This is a genomic window from Neisseria flavescens, assembly GCF_001618065.1.
Lineage (GTDB): Bacteria > Pseudomonadota > Gammaproteobacteria > Burkholderiales > Neisseriaceae > Neisseria > Neisseria flavescens_A.
In genome coordinates this window covers 172,429-190,719 of the sequence record NZ_LAEI01000041.1, presented here as the reverse complement: position 1 = coordinate 190,719, position 18,291 = coordinate 172,429, and the positions used below count along the sequence as shown (strand labels likewise).

Here is an 18,291-nt window from a genome sequence, read left to right as displayed (position 1 = left end):
ACAAACCCCATATTTCCCCGCTTGATTTGACCTGAGCCAAAATTTGCCGTTTATCCGTCTTATAAAAACTTAAAGGCCGTCTGAAAAGGAGAATTTCATTCCTTTTCAGACGGCCTTTATCATGCTTTAAGCCTGATTAGTGATGGTGGTGACCGTGCGGACCATGTACGTGACCGTGGGCAATTTCTTCCTCAGTCGCATCGCGCACGCCCTCAACAGTCGCTTTGAACAATACTTTCATACCGGCCAAAGGATGGTTGCCGTCCACCACGGCTTTGCCGTCGGCAACATCGGTTACACGATAAATCAATACATCTCCTGTTTCCGGATCATCGGCTTCAAACATCATGCCGACTTCAACTTCAACAGGGAACACACTTACATCTTCAATGCGCACCAACTCAGGATCTTGCTCGCCGAAAGCATCATCAGGGGACAAAGCCACTTCAACGGTATCGCCTACATTTTTACCGTGCAACGCTTCTTCCACCAAAGGGAAAATACCGTCATAACCCCCATGCAGGTAAGCAATCGGCTCTTCGGTTTTGTCCAACAGTTGGTTGTTGGCATCGTACATTTCATAATGCAGGGAAACTACGGAATTTTTAACAATAGACATCATGCCGTCCTTAATCAATATTTAAAAGTTACGCTACGGTTATTCTATCATAGTCGCAACCAAACAATCGGCTTGCTTTAATAAATACCTTGTGCAAATACGATAAAAAGATAAAAGCCTATATAAAAAAGCAAAATCAAATGATTTCAATACGCAGAAGTTGCTTTTTCACAACACAAAGTGATTAAATTACAAAAAACTTCCCCAAAGCAAAAACATTCCGAACCCTTAAAACCAATAACAAATAAAAATATACAACCCATTGAATACAATACATTTTTAAAATCTTCATTAATAATGAATATTTTCAGATGATTTTTCGCGCGCCAATATGATTTACATTATTTTCACTATTTTCGTATTGATTTTAGCCGGCAAACGGTTACGCAACGTTGCATTGACCTATCCCGTGGGGCATAATATTGAAAAATTCAGCAATGAATTTCTACTGTATAGGCCGTCTGACGGCTATTTTTAGTTTAAATCGATTTAAAAAAGGTTCTTAAAAATGAAAAAATCTCTGTTCGCTGCTGCTTTGTTGTCTTTAGCTTTGGCCGCTTGTGGCGGTGCTGATAAAGCTGCTGAAACTGCTGCTTCTGCCGCTTCTGCTGCTTCCGAAGCCGCTGCTTCTGCTACTGAAGCTGCTGCATCTGCTACTGAAGCTACCGCTTCTGCTGCTACTGAAGCTACTGAAGCTGCTGCTTCTGCTACTGAAGCTGCTGCTTCTGCTACTGAAGCCGCTGCTTCTGCTGCTTCTGAAGCTGCTAAATAATATTCTTTTGAATAATAAAAAAGCAGGATACCATTGCGTATCCTGCTTTTTTTACATTCCTTCATCTTCCCTTCCCAATATTTCCGTCTGACTGCCATGCACCTTCACGACCGTTTTGCTGAGTTTCTTTCCGCCTCTGAAATCATCGAAGCCACTCCGGCCTTGTTAAACGACCAACGCCGCCGCTTTGTTTCTTCGCCGGATATTGTCTTACAGCCGAACTCTGTCGAAAACGTGCAGAAAATCATGCGTTTCTGCTTTGAGAACCGTATCCGCGTCACCCCGCAGGGCGGCAATACCGGATTATGCGGCGCAACGGTAACCACCGAGGGAGTACTGCTCAACCTCTCCAAGCTCAACCGCATCCGCGATATCAATCTTGCCGACAACAGCATGACGGTTGAAGCCGGTGTGATTTTACAAAATGCCCAAAAAGCAGCAGACAAAGCAGGACGACTGTTTCCACTCAGCCTTGCCAGCGAAGGCTCTTGTCAAATCGGCGGCAATATCGCCTGTAATGCCGGTGGTTTGAATGTCTTGCGTTACGGCAGCATGCGTGATTTGGTATTGGGTTTGGAAGTCGTTTTGCCAAACGGCGAACTGGTTTCCCACCTTCAGCCCCTACACAAAAACACAACCGGCTACGACTTGCGCCATCTTTTTATCGGCAGCGAAGGAACATTGGGCATCATTACCGCCGCCACACTCAAACTCTTTGCCCAGCCCAAAACCAAAGCAACCGCATGGGTAGGTTTAGACGATATTGAATCCGCCGTCTCGCTTTTGACTGCGGTGCAAGGCCATTTTGCCGAACGCTTGACCAGCTTCGAGCTGATCAGCCGCTTTGCCCTCGATTTATCTTCGGAATTCAGCCAACTCAAAAAGCCTGCCGATGCGCAATGGCATATTTTGATTGAACTTGCAGATTCCGTTCCTGACGCAGGTTTGGATGAAAAGCTTGCCGAATTTCTCTATCAAAACGGATGGGAAAACAGCATCTTGGCACAATCCGAGCAAGAGCGCTCCGACTTATGGACCTTGCGTGAAAATATTTCCGCTTCCCAACGCAAACTCGGCACCAGCATCAAACACGACATCGCCGTCCCTATCGCCCAAGTGGCCTCCTTTGTCCGCCAATGCGCCCCTGCCCTGGAAACCTGCTTTCCCGGCATACAGATTGTCTGCTTCGGACATTTAGGCGACGGCAGCCTGCATTACAATACATTCCTACCCAACGTATTGAGCAACGAAGCCTACCAATACGAAGATGCCGTCAATACCATTGTTTATGAAAACATCCTTGCCTGCCACGGCACGATTGCCGCGGAACACGGCGTAGGCATCATCAAAAAACATTGGCTGCCCCGTGTGCGTACGCAGGCCGAAATCATGCTGATGCATGCCATCAAAAATCAGCTTGACCCTTATGGCATTATGAATCCGGACAAACTCCTGCCTTCTTTGGATTAACCAATACGAAAAGGCCGTCTGAAACATTTCAGACGGCCTTTTATCTTATCCAAACTATTTCAATGCCGTTTTCCAATCCAATCCGCCCAAGGACGGTACCTGTATCACTTCATTGGTATCCAAATTGACCGCTGTCAGCTCTCCGCCCCACAACGCGCCGGTATCCAAAGCGATAACCTGATCAGTATTAACATAGCCCAATGACGACCAATGTCCGAACACGGTAATATAATCCAAATTCTGCCTATCGGGCGCTTTAAACCAAGGGCGCAGGTAAAGCGGCATTTTTTTCAGAGTGGATTTATATTCGTAATCCAATTCGCCTTTGTACGTCAGCGCACGCATACGGGTAAAGACGTTGATAATCATGCGTAGGCGCTCATAGCCTGTCAAATCGTCCGTCCACTCGGTCGGCTTGTTGCCGTACATTTTGCCAAAAAATTTCCTGTATTTTTTACCTTGCAATTCATCCTCAGCTTCACGGGCAAGGCTTTCGGCCTTATCAACCGACCATTGCGGCAAAATACCGGCATGCACCATCACATGTCTGTCGCCGCGCACCAAAAGCGGCTGATGACGCAGCCAGTCAAGCATGGCATAACTATCGGAATGGGTCAAAATCGGCTCAACCGTATCACTGCGCTTGAGCGTTCCTTCACCGCAACCGACTGCCAAAAGATGTAAATCATGATTGCCCAAAACCATTTGCACGCTGCTGTCATGCTCTTTGGCAAATTTCAGGGTTTCCAAGGACTTCGGGCCACGATTGACAATATCGCCGACCAGCCAAAGGGTATCCGTACCATGATTAAAGCCGATTTTAGCAAGCAACAAAGTCAGCTCGTCAAAACAGCCTTGAATGTCTCCAATTGCGTAATGTGCCATTATTATTGTTTTCCGTTGTTCTTATTTTCAGACGGCCTCAAGCCCAGCCCAGGCCGTCTGAAAACAGAAATTATGCATTTAAAACCAATACTGCTTCTGCTTCAACCTGAACACCTTTAGGCAGGCTGGCCACGCCAACCGCCGCGCGCGCAGGGAAAGGTTGTTCGATAAATTCAGCCATCACTTCATTGAACACGGCAAAGTTGGCCAAATCGGTCAAATAAGCATTGAGTTTGACGATATCATTCAAAGAACCGCCTGCTGCTTCGGCTACGGCTTGCAGGTTTTTAAATACTTGCACTGCTTCGGCGCGGAAGTCGCCATCGCCGACCACGGTCATCGTAGCCGGATCCAAAGGAATCTGACCGCTCATATAAACCGTATCGCCTGCGCGGACTGCTTGGCTGTATGCACCAATCGCTGCAGGGGCTTTGTCGGTATGGATAATGGTTTTAGACATGATATTCTCCTCAAGTAGAAATGTCAGAATCAGGTGGAAGCTTCGAATTTTACTTTCAACAGAAATACGTTTCAATAAAAGCATTCAATTAATGCGTTTAGCCCGTCTTGTTCTTCCTCAATTTTAAACCTACAATCCCACACATTATTCATTTCAAAGCCGAAATTATCATGTTTTTGTCTTATCCCCAGCCAAAAACCTCAACGAAAAGACCCTTCCCCGTCAGCAGCTTTACCCTGCCCGACCTTCTGCCCGAAGCAGAAATCCTGATGCAGGAGTTGCGTCAGCTTGCCCCTCAACAAATCGCCGAACTGATGCATGTTTCCGATAAAATCGCCCTGCTCAATGCCGAACGCAATGCCGCATGGCACACGCCGTTTACGCCTGAAAACGCCAAACAAGCCGTATTTATGTTCAACGGTGACGTCTACGAAGGCATCGCCGCCGATACGCTCAAACCGGAACAAATCGACTACCTGCAACAACACGTCCGCCTGCTTTCCGGCTTATACGGCGTACTGCGCCCGCTCGACTTGATGCAGCCCTACCGCTTGGAAATGGGCACGACCTTTGTCAACACGCGCGGCAAAAACCTCTACGAATTTTGGGGCGATAAAATCACCGACCTGCTCAACCAAACGCTGAAGCAGGCCGATAGCGACGTTTTAATCAATCTCGCCTCACAAGAATATTTCAAATCCATCAACACCAAAAAACTCAACGCACGCCTGATTACGCCGATTTTTAAAGATGAGAAAAACGGCAAATACAAAATCATCAGCTTCTACGCCAAACGTGCGCGTGGTTTGATGGTGCGCTACGCGGCAGAACACGGCATTACCGATCCCGAAATGCTCAAAAATTTCGACTACGAGGGCTATTCATTCAATGAGGCAGCTTCAAACGAAGCCGAATGGGTATTCATGCGTGAAGAACAATCCAAATAAAAACAGAATCCTAGATATTTTTTCTAAAATACCTCTTGGCAAAGGCCGTAAGTTCCATTAATATTACGGCTTCAAGAATGGAAGCGTGGCAGAGCGGTTTAATGCAACGGTCTTGAAAACCGTCGAGGGTTGATAGCCCTCCGTGAGTTCAAATCTCACCGCTTCCGCCATTCTTGATATTTTTTATCTAGTGAAAATGAAATGCGAGACTTGATGATTCAAGTCTTTTTTATTTTCGAACCCAAAGAATCCCATAAAGGCCGTCTGAAACTTTCTATGACGCAGTTTCAGACGGCCTAATACCTTTAAAAATTCCCCCAAATTCCTAAAGTCCTACCCAGACATTTAGAGATTTGGGGGATTTTTGCAAATGTCCCCGCTTTTCTGATCATTGCCGTCAAGGGTATCAGCCTACCTATCACCAATGCGGAATTTTTGCTCAACCATGCGTGGCTTTTCCTATGCCGACGCGATCGTGCATTTTGCCTCAGAGCCGTGTGCCGCCGTATCGTTTGCGGTAGGGTTTGCTGCATATTCTGAGCTGTTGCCACAAAGTACCGCCCTTGCTTTTATCTTGGAGGAGGTTGCGGCAAACGGTGTCGTGATGGAGTGTCATTCGATGATGGTGTGGTGGTAGGACAGGTCTTGAATGTGGTATCGTTCTTCTTGGGTCAGTTGCGTGTAGTTCATGGTAATCTTTCTTGTAGGAAAGACCGTATGCTGCATACCGAACTTTTCCGTTATGTAAAGTTTGCCTTTCAAATCCGAATCTGCTGGCCTCTATTTATCATTATTTCATCGCTACAAGGATATTTAAATGAAACGGGAAACCATTGCCCTGCATGCAGGCTATCAATCCGAACCGACTACCAAATCCGCTGCTGTTCCCATTTACCAAACCACTTCCTACACTTTCGACAACACGCAACACGGCGCAGACTTGTTCAACCTTGATGTAGCGGGCAATATCTACACCCGTATGATGAATCCGACCACTGCCGTTTTGGAAGAACGCGTTGCCCGTTTGGAAGGCGGTATCGCCGCATTGGCTGTCGCCAGCGGTATGGCTGCGATTACCTATGCTGTTCAAACCTTGGTTGAAGCAGGCGACAACATCATTGCAACCAAAACCCTCTACGGCGGCACATACAATTTCTTTGCCCACAGCCTACCGCGCCAAGGCATAGAAGTACGCTTTATCGATCCGGCCAAGCCCGAAGAAATCGCCGCCAATACCGACAGCCGCACCAAACTGGTGTATTGCGAATCTATCGGCAATCCCGCCATCAATGTCGTTGATATTCCAGCATTCGCACAAGCCGCGCACGCTCAAGGGCTGCCACTAATGGTAGACAACACCGTTGCTACGCCTACATTGTTCCGCCCGATAGAACACGGAGCCGACATTGTTATCCAATCCCTGACCAAATACATCGGCGGCCACGGCACAACGATTGGCGGTGCCATTATCGACGGCGGCAAATTCCAATGGGCAGGTAATCCGCGTTTTGAAAAAAACCTCAATCAGCCTGATCCGTCTTACCACGGTGTAAACTACTGCGAACATTTTGGTGCGGCAGCCTATATCGCCCGCGCCCGCGTCGTCCCATTGCGTAATACCGGTGCCGCCCTGTCTCCGCACAGCGCATTTTTACTGCTTCAAGGTTTGGAAACCCTCGCCCTGCGTATGGAACGTCATTGCGAAAACGCCCTAAAAGTAGCCGAATTCTTAAAGAAACATCCGCAGGTTGAATGGGTGAACTATCCTGCCCTGCCCGATAGTCCGTATAAAGCCTTGATTGACCGCGACTATGGCGGCAAAGCCTCAGGTTTGCTGAGTTTCGGTATTAAAGGCGGTCGTGAAGCCGGTGCGAAGTTTATTGACGCACTGCAACTCTTCCTGCGCTTGGTGAATATCGGCGATGCCAAATCGCTGGCTACCCATCCCGCTACAACGACCCACCGCCAGCTTGACGATGCAGAACTCGCCGCAGCAGGCGTTAGCCCCGACATGGTACGCCTGAGCGTGGGTATCGAGCATATCGATGATTTGCTTGCCGACTTGGCGCAGGCATTGGATGCCGCACAGACATAGGCAATAGCAGCGCTAATTAGATGAAAAAAGCCTCCGCTTAAAAAGGCCGTCTGAAAATCTCTTTTCAGACGGCCTTTTCCTTTTCTATAAATCAAATGCGGCGTTAATCAAACGTTTGGTGTAATCGTTTTGCGGATGGTGGAAAATCTGATCCGCGCTGCCGTACTCAACCATTTCGCCCTGCTTCATCACAATCACATTGTCGCTGACAGCGCGCACGACAGACAAATCATGACTGATGAACATATAAGTCAGACCGTATTTCTTCTGCAAATCGCGCAAAAGTTCGACCACTTTGGATTGCACGGAGCGGTCAAGTGCAGAGGTCGGCTCGTCCAAAAGAATGAATTTCGGGCGCAGGATAACGGCGCGTGCAATAGCGATACGCTGACGCTGGCCGCCGGAAAATTCGTGCGGATAACGGTTGAGCGCATCAAGCGGCAGGGATACTTCCTTCATGACTTCCAAAACGCGCTGGATACGTTCTTTTTTGGTCATTTCAGGATGATGAACCGTCAAACCTTCGCCAATAATTTCGCCAACGGTCAGGCGCGGTGAAAGCGAACCGAACGGATCTTGGAACACAATTTGCCGTTGCGATTTCAGACGGCGTGCTTCTTCGGCGGTATAGTTTTTCAGGTCTTTGCCTTCAAAGGAAATATGGCCGGTATAAGGCAGCATCTGCATGACGGCTTTGCCCAGCGTGGATTTGCCGGAACCGGACTCGCCGACGATGCCCAATGTTTCGCCTTCTTTAATTTTGAGGCTGATGCCTTTGACGGCGTCAAAAGTTTTGAGCGGCTTGCCGAAAAAGTTTTGCTTCAATACGAAAGAAACATTGACATTATCGGCATCGATTAACACACCGGCGTTGTTTTCTTCCGGCTCTTTCATGCCTTTTGGAATGGCATTGATGAGTTCGGCGGTATATTCGTGTTTCGGATGGGCAAATACTTCTTTGATTTTGCCGCGCTCGACAATTTCGCCGTTACGCATGACGCAGACGGTTTTGGAATAGTGTTCCGCCAAACCCAAATCGTGGGTAATGAAGATAATCGCCATGCCCATTTGCTGTTGCAAATCATGGAGCAAATCGAGAATCTCGGCTTGAATGGTCACATCCAAAGCCGTGGTCGGTTCGTCGGCAATCAGTAGGTCAGGTTCATTAATGAGCGCCATGGCAATCATAATGCGTTGCAGCTGACCGCCGGAAAACTCGTGCGGATATTGTTTCATGCGGCGCTCGGCTTCTTTGATGCCCACACGTTCCAGCAATGCCAATGCCTTCTGCCCTGCTTCTTTTTTGCCGAGCTTTTTATTGTGCACACGCGCCGCTTCAATCAGCTGCGCACCGATACGCATAAACGGATTGAGCGAAGTCATCGGCTCTTGGAAAATCACGCTGATGCGGTTGCCGCGCAAATCGCGCAGGGTTTTCTCATCGGCATCCAAAATGGAAATGCCGTCAAAAGTAATGCGCGAATCTTTGCCATAACGGGCAAATTTCTCAGGTAACAGGCGCATAACGGACATGGAGGTTACAGATTTGCCCGAGCCGGATTCGCCGACCAAAGCCAATGTTTCGCCCTCTGCCACTTTAAAGCTGACATTACGCACGGCATGAACGGTTTTCTCATGCAGTTCGAAATCGATGTCCAGATTTTCTACAACCAGTAACTGTTTTGTCATTTTAATTATCCTTTTGGTTGTGGTTTAGCGGTCTTTCGGGTCGAGCGCATCGCGCAGGCCGTCGCCGATAAAGTTGAAACAGAACAAAGTGGTTACCAAGAAGAAACTTGGCACGAGCAGCTGCCAAGGTGCGGCTTCCATCGAAATTGCGCCTTCTTGCAGCATCGAACCCCAACTGGTCATCGGCTCTTGCACACCCAAGCCCAAGAAGCTCAAAAAGGATTCAAACATAATCATGCCTGGCACCAGCAAAGAGGCATACACCATCACCACGCCCAAAACATTCGGAATAATGTGGCGCGTTACGATTTTACGTTTTGCCACGCCACTTACACGCGCCGCTTCGACAAACTCTTTATGCTTCAAGCTCAAGGTTTGACCGCGCACGATACGCGCCACGTCCAGCCAAGACACCAAACCCACGGCGGCAAAAATCAAAAGCAGGTTGCGGCCGAAGAACGTAGTCAGCAGAATCACGAAAAACATAAATGGAAACGCGTTCAAAATTTCCAAAAAGCGCATCATCAGCGAATCGAGCTTACCACCGATAAAACCGGCAATCGCGCCATAAAGCGTACCGATGACAACGGCCACCAATGCGCCGGCCACACCGACCAGCAAGGAAATACGTCCGCCGGTTGCTGCACGCGACAGCAAATCGCGGCCGAGCAAATCCGTACCCAAATAGTGATGAGTAGAAAAGGATGGTGGAATCTGCATATTGTCCCAGTCGGTAAAGTCGTAGGTGTAGCGGACAATCCATGGTGCCACAATCACAAAAATGCTGATCAGCAACAGGATAATAATGCTGTACACCGCCGCTTTGTTCTGTTTAAAACGCCGCCATGCGTCGCTCCACAGGCTTTTGCCGTGCACTTGGGCGTATTCTGCTGCCTCTGCGAGGGCCTGAGTCTGCTTCTTTTTAAATAACATAATGTTCTCTCTCGCTTTTTATTCTTTCTTCAGGCCGTCTGAACGTTTCAGACGGCCTTTGCGCAAATGGGATTAATAACGGATTTTCGGGTCAATAATGGCATACAGAATATCGAGGATGGCGTTGAACAAAATGGTCATAATGCCGACCAAAATCGTCAAACCCAAAATCATGCCGTAGTCGCGGTTGAGCGCGCCGTTGACAAACAATTGTCCGACACCGGGAATACCGAACACGTTTTCAATCACAATGGAGCCGGTGATGATGCCGACGAATGCCGGGCCTAAGAAAGAAACAATCGGCAACATGGCGGGACGCAGCGCATGGCGCAGGATGATGCGGCTCATGGGCAGGCCTTTGGCGCGTGCCGTGCGGATAAAGGGGCTGTTCAATACTTCGATCATCGCGCCGCGCGTAATCCGCGCAATACTGGACACATAACCGATGGACAAGGTAACGACGGGTAAAATTAAGTTCATCAGTGCGCCATCGTTCCAGCCGCCTGCAGGCAGCCATTGCAGTCTGACGGCAAACACCAACACCAATACTGGCGCCATCACAAAACTGGGAACGACGATACCGGTCATTGCACCACTCATCAGCGAATAATCCAGCCAGCTGTTTTGTTTTAAAGCGGCAATGATGCCGATAAACATGCCGAAGATGGCGGCAATTAAAAAGGCGTAGAAGCCGAGTTCTGCCGATACCGGCAGGGATTGGGCAAGCAACTCATTAACGCTGAAATCTTTATATTTGAACGACGGCCCCAAATCCCCCTGCGCCAACTGCTTGAGGTAGTGGAAATATTGGAGGTACATCGGATCATTGAGGTGGTATTTGGCTTCGATGTTGGCCATGACCGCAGGCGGCAAATTGCGTTCGCCTGTGAACGGGCTGCCCGGTGCAAGCCGCATCAGAAAAAACGATACGGTAATCAACACCAGCATGGTCGGGATGGAAGCACATATCCGTTTGATGATGAATTTCAACATAATCAGGCTGTCCTGTCTGAACATACCGGACTCGTGAAAACAAAGCTGACCTGAAGCGGAAATCGGATGAATGGCAGCAGGCATCTGTAACGTCGCCGCGCCGGTTTCTCTCTCTATTCCGACCGGGTTATTGTTTTTATTCGGAGTCGGGTAAGGTTTTTTTAGTTTTTAGATAATTGTTGTTATAAGGCCGTCTGAAACTTTGTATCCGCCGTTTCAGACGGCCTTTCAAGTTAACGCGCCAAAGGTTCGGTACGTTCAATCAGCCATGCTTTGGCCGCGCCTTCTGTCAAAGGCTCAAGACGGCGGCGCACTTCGGCATGATATTGGTTCAGCCATTCGATTTCGCTGCCGGTCATCAGTTTGGTATCAATCAGGCGCGTATCGATTGGGCAGAGGGTAACGGTCTCGAAATACAGGAATTTGCCGAACTCGGTTTCCTCAGGGTTTTCAACCGGACGGTTGATTACCAAACTTTCGATACGGATACCCCATTTTCCTGGACGGTAAAGACCTGGCTCATTGGAAGTCAGCATACCTGACTTCATCGCGTGATGCGGTTGCGGCACGGCGGCAACGGCAATGCTTTGCGGACCTTCATGCACATTGAGGAAATAGCCCACACCATGGCCGGTACCGTGACCGTAATCGCATTGCGCCTGCCAGAGCGATTTGCGGCAGATGGCATCAATCATCGGGCCTTTGATGTTTTCAGGGAAAATGGTCTCCGCCAGAGAAATATGCGCCTTCAACACCAAAGTGTAGTCGCGCTTCATGGCCGCACTCGGATTGCCGACAGGCACCACGCGCGTGATGTCGGTCGTACCGCCCCAGTATTGGCCGCCAGAATCAATCAGCAACATACCGTCGCCTTTGATTTTGCTGTTGTTTTCCGGTGTCGCGCTGTAATGAGGCAAGGCAGCATTGGCATTGTAGCCGGCGATGGTGTCGAAACTTGGCGAAATAAAGCCGGGACGTTGGCTGCGGTGTTTATAGAGCATGCCGTCGATGTCCAGCTCGCTCAATTCGCCGCCGTCTGCCAAGATTTGTTCAAACTCGGCAAAGAAGCCGCACAATGCCGCGCCGTCTTCCGCCATGGTATTGCGGATATGGGCGATGTCGGCATCGGATTTAACCGATTTGAAGAATGTGCTTGGGTGGATGGCTTCAATCAAACGGACGTCTTCAGGCAGGCGGCGCAAGGTACCGACAGCAGTTTTGTTCGGATCAATCAGCAATGCGCCCTTAACGCCTGCCAAATAGTCCGCCGCTTGCGCATAAGGCAAGACTTCAAAGCCTGCCGCTTTCAAGGCTTCGGCGGATTCGGCTTTCAGACGGCCTGCATCGGTAAACAATACGGCTTTGTCTTGGCTGATAAACAGATGGGACAAGAACACGGGGTTGAATGGCACATCATCGCCGCGCAGATTGGTAATCCAAGCGATGTCGTCCAAAGAAGAAACCAAATGCGCATCTGCGCCCTGCTCCTTCATGGCCGCACGGATACGGGCCAGTTTTTCGGCCGCGGTTTCAGAAACGTAATCGGGATGGTGAACGTAGATTTCCGGAGTCGGCAATGCAGGACGGTCGTCCCACACTTCGTCCAACAAGGTTTCAGGATATTCGAGGCGGATGTTTTTGGCGGCAAGTGCCTGTTTCAAACCGCGCTCGCCGCTGAGTGCGAACATATCGGCAGGCGCGCCGACGACTGCACCCTCGGGCAGATTTTGTGCCAACCACTCGGTATAAGGCGCATCAACGCCCATTTTTTGCAGCTCGATGCCGTTTGGAGAAAGCTGTTGGCCGGCCTGTTCCCAATAGCGGCTGTCCGTCCACACGCCTGCCTTATCGGCGGTCACCACCAAAGTGCCTGCCGAACCGGTAAAGCCGGAAAAATCGCGGCGTGCCTGCCAATGCTCGGGCAGGTATTCGGAAAGGTGCGGATCGGCGGAAGGAATGACAAACGCGTCCACGCCATGTTTTTTCATGGCTTCGCGTAAAGCGGACAAACGTTGTTGTACAGATTTCATGTGTTATGTCTCCTGTTGTTTCAGACGGCCTCTGTCATCAAAGCCGTCTGAAAACTTGTGCTGTCTATAATCAATCTATTTTTTCGGTGCGAACGACCAGCTCTTGACCGTGTAGTTCCGCAAAGGATCTTTGTCGGAATAGCCGATAACATCGGGTTTGACCATACGCACTTCAACCTGATGATACAGCGGAATCAGTGCAGCGTCTTCTTGAAGCTGCTTCTCCGCATCGGCATAGAGCTGGCTGCGCGCTTCCTTGCTGACGCCATCTTTCAGCGTATTGTTCATAAATGTGTCAAACGCCGCGCTTTTGTAGCGGAATGCATTGTTTGAGTTGTTGGATTTCAAGATATTGAGCATGCCCGCCGGATCGTTAAAATCAGAACACCAGCCGCTGAACGAAACCTTGAAATTGCCTTGCGCGCGCGTATCCAAATAAGTTTTCCATTCCTCGTTGGACAAAGTCGGACGGATAAACGGAATGGCGGCTTTCCACACCGACTGCACGGCAGTAATTTGTTTTTTGGACGCTTCGCTGGTGCTGTACAAAATATCGAACTCAAGCGGATGGTCATCGTTGTAGCCTGCTTCGTTCAACAGTTTGCGTGCGGTTTCGATGCGTTTTTCAGGCGTCCACTCTTTCCACTCCGGATAAACAGGAATCACGCCCTGCATTTGCGGCGGCGTCAATTGGAACGCAGGCGTATCGCCACGGCCGCCTACTTTGACGACGATGTCGCGGCGCGTCAGCATATTGAGCGCCTTGCGGACGCGCGGATCGTTAAACGGCGCCGCTTCGTGGTTTGGCTCCAAATACCAGCTGCACAAAGAAGTCGTACGTCTTACTTGTCCCGGAAACTCAATATCCGCCACTTTGACCTGATCGCTGGGAATACCGTAAGTCACATCAATTTCATTGGCGCGATAACGGTTGTACTCGCCGCTGCCTGACAAGAAAACCGCCTTCGGAATGGCTACTTTGTCTTTATCGTAATAATTGGGATTGCGTTCCATATTAATGTGGCTGTTGACTTTCCAATCCTTTAACAGATAAGCGCCACTGGAAACATAATGACCGGGCTGCGTCCACTTATTGCCGTATTTTTCGACAGTGGCGCGGTGCACCGGAAACGTGAATTGCTGAATCAGCATATCGGGGAAATAAGGCACGGGCGCAATCAGCGTAAATTGCAGGGTCTTCGCGTCCAATGCCTTGACGCCCAATGTCTCAGGCTTGGCTTTACCGTTTAATATATCTTCCGCATTTTCCACTTGGGCATCGAACAAATAGCTGCCGAAAGGTGCGCCGGTGGCCGGATCGGCAAGACGGCGGAAACTATACACGAAATCTTCGGCAGTAATCGGATCGCCATTGCTCCATTTGGCATCACGCAGATGGAAGGTCCAAATACGCTCGCCCTCGCTCTCCCATTTTTCCGCCAAAGCAGGAATGGTTTTGCCTTCGGCGTCCGTACCGACCAAACCATCCATCAACTGACGGATAATCGCACCAGCCGCCATATCGCCGCTCATCTGAGGATCCAGCGTACCCGGCTCGACGCCGTTGCTGACCACTACGCGCTCATAATCGGTACGTTTAAACTCAGGGGCAGGCTTGACATCGCGGCTGCACGCCGACAACGCAAATACGGCAGCCAATGATGCAGCCAACAGCGGATAGGTTTTTCCGGCCATATTTCATTCCTTCTTTTGGGTATTCTTCTTTTTCAGACGGCCTGATTATTCAAACTACACCAGACTACATTTATTTAGAACTTTTCCAGTGCAGTTAAATCATCTATTTCAAGTCATAAAAATAGTGTTTTAAACCACATATTCCATCGAAATAATAATAGCCGTCTAAGATTGTTGGCAAATTAACACAAAAATACGTAACTGAAAACTATTTTTCAATTTATCCTACGATAAGTTACAAATGTATTGATTTTTTATGTTTTGTCAAATAAGATTATCCGAACTCTTTCGCCATAATCAAGAAAAAGACATAAAAAGGAGAATCAAATGAAGAAGTTATCTTACTTTATTGCCACTGCCCTCATAGGCTCTTCCCTAAGTGCCGCCCACGCCGAACCTAAAATGAGCGGCACCATCTACATCATGACCGAGGTCGAACACAACAATAAAACCGGTGTAACCAATACAACCATTTCCGATAAAAGTTCCAGTCTTTATCTCTCCGATGAAGTACGACTCAACAACGACTTATGGTTGAAATGGCAACTTGGCTCCTTTATTTACTTCGATTCCGACCGCTGGGGCGGCTGGGGTACTGCCGACTCATACGTCGCACTCAACAGCTACAAAAACCTTGGCACCGTCAAAATGGGTTACATCAGTACGCCCATGAACAGCATTTATCTGAACCCGTTCGACACCAACAGCCCGATTTTGGAGTTCGGCAAAATTTCCCGCTTCGGCCAACGCCGTGTTTCCATGGCTTATGAGTCACCTTGGAAAAACGGTTTCCAATTCAAATTCAACGTTTCCCCCGGTTCCAATGCCGCGCGCAACAACAATGACTGGAATCCGGACAAAAAACGTGACGGCGACTGGGTCTTCGGCTGGGGTGTAGACTACTACCACCCCAACAACGGCTTTAACGCGCACTACGCTGCCGAATACGCACCCAACGACTCCCCAACCGAAACCAAAGACTTCCAAGCCCATGCATTCATGGCCGGATACAGCAAAGACAAAATCTCCGTCGATGCCGCGTTCCAATACGCCAAAAACACTTGCGACGGCTTCAGCTGCTGGGGCGTATGGAAAGATGCGGCGGGCAACGTAGCCGGTTCTTACGACAAAGAAATCAACAACACCAAAGAATTTATGGTGTCCGGCTCATACAAAGTGGGCAATTTCAAACCTCAAATCGGCTTTGCCTACGGTAAAAGCTCTGTCGGCGAAGACTACAAACACGTCGCCGTCAGCACCGATTACAGCTTCTCCAAACGGACAACCGCCACACTCGGCGCCGGCTGGTTGAAAGAAAACGTCAATCCGAAATACGATGAAGATTTGCCGAAAAAATCTTCTTACGCCGTGGGCATGGTATTCAAACACCGCTATTAATGCCTGACAGATTAAAGGCCGTCTGAAACAATTTGTTCAGACGGCCTTTTCTACATCCTATAATTAAACTTGCAGCCCACCTTAAAAATCATTACATTGCCCACACTCAAGCAACAAAAACGTCATCATGAACGCCCACCACACCCTCATCATCTCCGTTTTTATCGTCGCCAGCTGCGGCCTCGCTTACGAGCTCATCATCGCCGCGCTCGCAAGCTATCTTTTGGGCGACAGTATTTTGCAGTTTTCCTCCGTCATCGGGCTTTATCTGTTTTCAATGGGTATCGGTGCCCACCTGACCCAATACATCAAAGATAAAGACGTGTTGCACCGCTTTATCGAAATCGAACTTTTGGTCGGCATCATCGGCGGCATTTCCGCGCTGGCATTATTTGTAGCCTTCGGTTTATCCGCAGCCCCGTTCCGCACCCTGCTCTACGCTTTTGTACTGATTGTCGGCATGGTTGTCGGCATGGAAATTCCTTTAGTCATGCGCGTGTTAAACCAAAAAGGTGCGGAATTTAAAGAACTCGTTTCCAAAGTATTGACCTTCGACTACTTGGGCGCACTTGCCGTCTCGTTATTATTTCCGCTTCTGCTCGCCCCCAAACTCGGCATGGCGCGTTCCGCCTTATTGTTTGGCATCTTCAACGCCGCCGTCGCCTATCTGACCGCCCGCGTATTCAAATCCGAATTACCCCGCTATCACGCCATCCGTACGCGTGCGTTTATCGTATTGACCGCGCTCATTACGCTCTTCGTCTACGCCGACCGTATTTCCTTTAAAGCCGAACAAAGCTATTTCGGCGATCCCGTCGTCTATCAAAGCCATTCGCCCTACCAACGGCTGGTCGTGACACGCTGGAAAGACGACACCCGCCTCTACATCAACGGCAACCTGCAATTCTCCTCACGCGACGAAGCCCGTTACCATGAAGCACTCGTTCTGCCTGCCATGCAGATGGTTCCCAATGCCGAACGCGTCCTGATTCTCGGCGGCGGCGACGGATTGGCGGCGCGCGAAGTCTTGAAATATCCGCAGGTCAAAAATGTTACTTTGGTCGATCTCGACCCCGACATGACCGCCACTTTTAAAACCTCCGCCACCTTAAGCGCACTCAACCAAAGCTCGCTGTCCCATCCCAAAATGCACGTTGTCAACGACGATGCCGCCAAATGGCTGGAAGGGTCGTCTGAAAAATTCGACGTTATCATCATCGACCTGCCCGACCCGTCCAATTTCTCGCTGGGCAAACTTTACTCCGTCCCCATGTACCGCCTCGTTGCCCGCCATCTTGAGCCGCAAGGTAAGATTGTTGTGCAATCGACTTCGCCTTATTTCGCACCCAATGCCTACTGGTCGGTCGTTGCCACCCTCGAAGCGGCCAAGTTGAATACCGCACCATATCATGTCTACGTCCCCTCATTTGGCGAATGGGGATTTGTGTTGGCAGGGTTTGACCAAAACTTCCCCATTCCGCAAAAATTCGACGTACCCACCCGCTATCTCAATGCCCAGACCGTCGCCGAAATGTTCCGTTTTCCGCCCGATATGGCAAGGCGTAAGGTTGAAGCAAATTATTTGAACAACCAAATTCTCGTCAGTTATTTTGAAAGCGATTGGAACAATGTGATGCGATAGAATATCTAAAGGCCGTCTGAAACATCAGTCTTCTTTTATCTCCGTTCAGACAGCCTCATTACCCGTTTACCCTTTTTCACACAGCATTTGCTTGAAAAAATAGGTTTATCTTTATCTAGATAGAACACAATCGACACTATCCGTTGAATGAAGGAACAAACACTTATGCAGTATTTTGGAATCGGTTTTTTGGTTTTAATCTTTTTGGAAATCATGTCCATCGTCTGGGTTGCCGACTGGATAGGTGGCGGCTGGACGCTGTTTGTGATGACCGTCAGCTTTATCAGCGGTATCTTTATGCTGCGCCATACCGGCATTTCCGGCCTTTTGCTCGCAGGCGCAGCCGTCCGCAGCGGCCAAAACATTTCCCTCTATCAAATGCTGTGGCCGATTCGCTATACTGCCGCCGCGGTTTTCCTGCTCAGTCCCGGTTTTATTTCAACCGCCGTTGCCCTGCTCTTGCTGATTCCGTTTAAAGGCAACGCGACCGTTTCTTCTACGCAGTCTTTCCAAAGCCGCCAGACTTACAGCTCCGCCAAAGATGATGAAGACATTATCGAAGGCGAGTACACGGTTACGCGCACCAGCAAAGCCGACAAACCGCAAGAATATATCGAACACAAACCCGATTGACGACTTCCTTCATAAAAGGCCGTCTGAATT

14 protein-coding genes, 1 tRNA gene and 2 pseudogenes are annotated in these 18,291 nt (G+C 49.3%); 8 read left to right on the top strand and 9 right to left on the bottom strand.

The window, feature by feature from the left end; genetic code table 11:
• Positions 1-136: 136 nt before the first annotated feature.
• A complete protein-coding gene (locus tag TW89_RS06290; RefSeq protein WP_003683125.1) occupies positions 137-619 on the bottom strand; it encodes an FKBP-type peptidyl-prolyl cis-trans isomerase in 483 nt (160 codons plus the stop codon).
• A gap of 508 nt (positions 620-1,127) precedes the next feature.
• Between TW89_RS06290 and TW89_RS06285 the strand changes: the two genes are divergently transcribed.
• Positions 1,128-1,391, top strand: coding sequence for a hypothetical protein (locus tag TW89_RS06285; RefSeq protein WP_049333183.1), 264 nt, complete (start codon positions 1,128-1,130; stop codon positions 1,389-1,391).
• 96 nt (positions 1,392-1,487) lie between these two features.
• Complete coding sequence (locus TW89_RS06280; RefSeq protein ID WP_128580917.1) at positions 1,488-2,861, top strand: FAD-binding oxidoreductase; 1,374 nt, start codon at positions 1,488-1,490, stop codon at positions 2,859-2,861.
• Between the two features lie 54 nt (positions 2,862-2,915).
• On the opposite strand, the gene TW89_RS06275 is transcribed toward TW89_RS06280, so the two are convergent.
• Together TW89_RS06275 and TW89_RS06270 are read right to left on the bottom strand one after the other, a co-directional pair.
• Entirely contained in the window at positions 2,916-3,746 is an 831-nt protein-coding gene (locus TW89_RS06275; RefSeq protein WP_128580884.1) for a symmetrical bis(5'-nucleosyl)-tetraphosphatase, read from the bottom strand.
• A 70-nt stretch (positions 3,747-3,816) separates the two neighbouring features.
• Positions 3,817-4,206 (bottom strand): RidA family protein, encoded by a 390-nt coding sequence (locus TW89_RS06270; RefSeq protein WP_036472307.1) that lies wholly within the window; start codon positions 4,204-4,206, stop codon positions 3,817-3,819.
• 175 nt (positions 4,207-4,381) lie between these two features.
• Between TW89_RS06270 and yaaA the strand changes: the two are divergent.
• Positions 4,382-5,153, top strand: a pseudogene (gene yaaA, locus TW89_RS06265) (peroxide stress protein YaaA); the annotation flags it as partial.
• Positions 5,154-5,232: 79 nt separating this feature from the next.
• A tRNA-Ser gene (locus TW89_RS06260) sits at positions 5,233-5,323 on the top strand.
• 244 nt (positions 5,324-5,567) lie between these two features.
• Here the strand turns inward: TW89_RS06260 and TW89_RS12035 are convergent.
• A pseudogene (locus tag TW89_RS12035) lies at positions 5,568-5,778 on the bottom strand (IS30 family transposase); the annotation flags it as partial.
• A gap of 192 nt (positions 5,779-5,970) precedes the next feature.
• Here TW89_RS12035 and TW89_RS06255 point away from each other — a divergent pair.
• Positions 5,971-7,248, top strand: a complete 1,278-nt coding sequence (locus tag TW89_RS06255; protein WP_128580882.1) for an O-acetylhomoserine aminocarboxypropyltransferase/cysteine synthase family protein — start codon at positions 5,971-5,973, stop codon at positions 7,246-7,248.
• Positions 7,249-7,332: 84 nt separating this feature from the next.
• Here the strand turns inward: TW89_RS06255 and TW89_RS06250 are convergent, their stop codons facing one another.
• The 5 genes from TW89_RS06250 to TW89_RS06230 form a co-directional block, all read right to left on the bottom strand.
• A complete protein-coding gene (locus TW89_RS06250; protein WP_128580881.1) occupies positions 7,333-8,937 on the bottom strand; it encodes an ABC transporter ATP-binding protein in 1,605 nt (534 codons plus the stop codon).
• A 24-nt stretch (positions 8,938-8,961) separates the two neighbouring features.
• Complete coding sequence (gene oppC / locus TW89_RS06245; RefSeq protein WP_003683112.1) at positions 8,962-9,870, bottom strand: oligopeptide ABC transporter permease OppC; 909 nt, start codon at positions 9,868-9,870, stop codon at positions 8,962-8,964.
• Positions 9,871-9,942: 72 nt separating this feature from the next.
• Positions 9,943-10,863, bottom strand: a complete 921-nt coding sequence (gene oppB, locus TW89_RS06240) for an oligopeptide ABC transporter permease OppB (protein WP_036472303.1) — start codon at positions 10,861-10,863, stop codon at positions 9,943-9,945.
• A gap of 233 nt (positions 10,864-11,096) precedes the next feature.
• Positions 11,097-12,893, bottom strand: a complete 1,797-nt coding sequence (locus TW89_RS06235; RefSeq protein WP_128580880.1) for an aminopeptidase P family protein — start codon at positions 12,891-12,893, stop codon at positions 11,097-11,099.
• Positions 12,894-12,968: 75 nt separating this feature from the next.
• Positions 12,969-14,588, bottom strand: a complete 1,620-nt coding sequence (locus TW89_RS06230) for an ABC transporter substrate-binding protein (RefSeq protein ID WP_128580879.1) — start codon at positions 14,586-14,588, stop codon at positions 12,969-12,971.
• Between the two features lie 327 nt (positions 14,589-14,915).
• On the opposite strand from TW89_RS06230, the gene TW89_RS06225 reads away from it, so the two are divergent.
• From TW89_RS06225 to TW89_RS06215, 3 genes are all read left to right on the top strand, one after another.
• Positions 14,916-15,986 carry a porin gene (locus tag TW89_RS06225; RefSeq protein WP_063068243.1) on the top strand — a complete coding sequence of 357 codons (1,071 nt, stop codon included), beginning with the start codon at positions 14,916-14,918 and terminating at the stop codon, positions 15,984-15,986.
• A 124-nt stretch (positions 15,987-16,110) separates the two neighbouring features.
• Positions 16,111-17,628: a polyamine aminopropyltransferase gene (locus TW89_RS06220; protein WP_349251554.1), complete on the top strand. Its 1,518-nt coding sequence runs from the start codon at positions 16,111-16,113 to the stop codon at positions 17,626-17,628.
• Between the two features lie 165 nt (positions 17,629-17,793).
• The gene (locus TW89_RS06215) at positions 17,794-18,261 is read left to right on the top strand and encodes an FxsA family protein (protein ID WP_164836705.1); all 468 of its coding nucleotides are present in this window, start codon (positions 17,794-17,796) and stop codon (positions 18,259-18,261) included.
• Positions 18,262-18,291: the final 30 nt, after the last annotated feature.

What these genes read in the sequence shown, in the direction of transcription:
- TW89_RS06290 (WP_003683125.1), bottom strand. Translation starts at nt 619, where the DNA reads ATGTCTATTGTTAAAAATTCCGTAGTTTCCCTGCATTATGAAATGTAC.
- TW89_RS06285 (WP_049333183.1), top strand. Translation starts at nt 1,128, where the DNA reads ATGAAAAAATCTCTGTTCGCTGCTGCTTTGTTGTCTTTAGCTTTGGCC.
- TW89_RS06280 (WP_128580917.1), top strand. Translation starts at nt 1,488, where the DNA reads ATGCACCTTCACGACCGTTTTGCTGAGTTTCTTTCCGCCTCTGAAATC.
- TW89_RS06275 (WP_128580884.1), bottom strand. Translation starts at nt 3,746, where the DNA reads ATGGCACATTACGCAATTGGAGACATTCAAGGCTGTTTTGACGAGCTG.
- TW89_RS06270 (WP_036472307.1), bottom strand. Translation starts at nt 4,206, where the DNA reads ATGTCTAAAACCATTATCCATACCGACAAAGCCCCTGCAGCGATTGGT.
- TW89_RS06255 (WP_128580882.1), top strand. Translation starts at nt 5,971, where the DNA reads ATGAAACGGGAAACCATTGCCCTGCATGCAGGCTATCAATCCGAACCG.
- TW89_RS06250 (WP_128580881.1), bottom strand. Translation starts at nt 8,937, where the DNA reads ATGACAAAACAGTTACTGGTTGTAGAAAATCTGGACATCGATTTCGAA.
- oppC (WP_003683112.1), bottom strand. Translation starts at nt 9,870, where the DNA reads ATGTTATTTAAAAAGAAGCAGACTCAGGCCCTCGCAGAGGCAGCAGAA.
- oppB (WP_036472303.1), bottom strand. Translation starts at nt 10,863, where the DNA reads ATGTTGAAATTCATCATCAAACGGATATGTGCTTCCATCCCGACCATG.
- TW89_RS06235 (WP_128580880.1), bottom strand. Translation starts at nt 12,893, where the DNA reads ATGAAATCTGTACAACAACGTTTGTCCGCTTTACGCGAAGCCATGAAA.
- TW89_RS06230 (WP_128580879.1), bottom strand. Translation starts at nt 14,588, where the DNA reads ATGGCCGGAAAAACCTATCCGCTGTTGGCTGCATCATTGGCTGCCGTA.
- TW89_RS06225 (WP_063068243.1), top strand. Translation starts at nt 14,916, where the DNA reads ATGAAGAAGTTATCTTACTTTATTGCCACTGCCCTCATAGGCTCTTCC.
- TW89_RS06215 (WP_164836705.1), top strand. Translation starts at nt 17,794, where the DNA reads ATGCAGTATTTTGGAATCGGTTTTTTGGTTTTAATCTTTTTGGAAATC.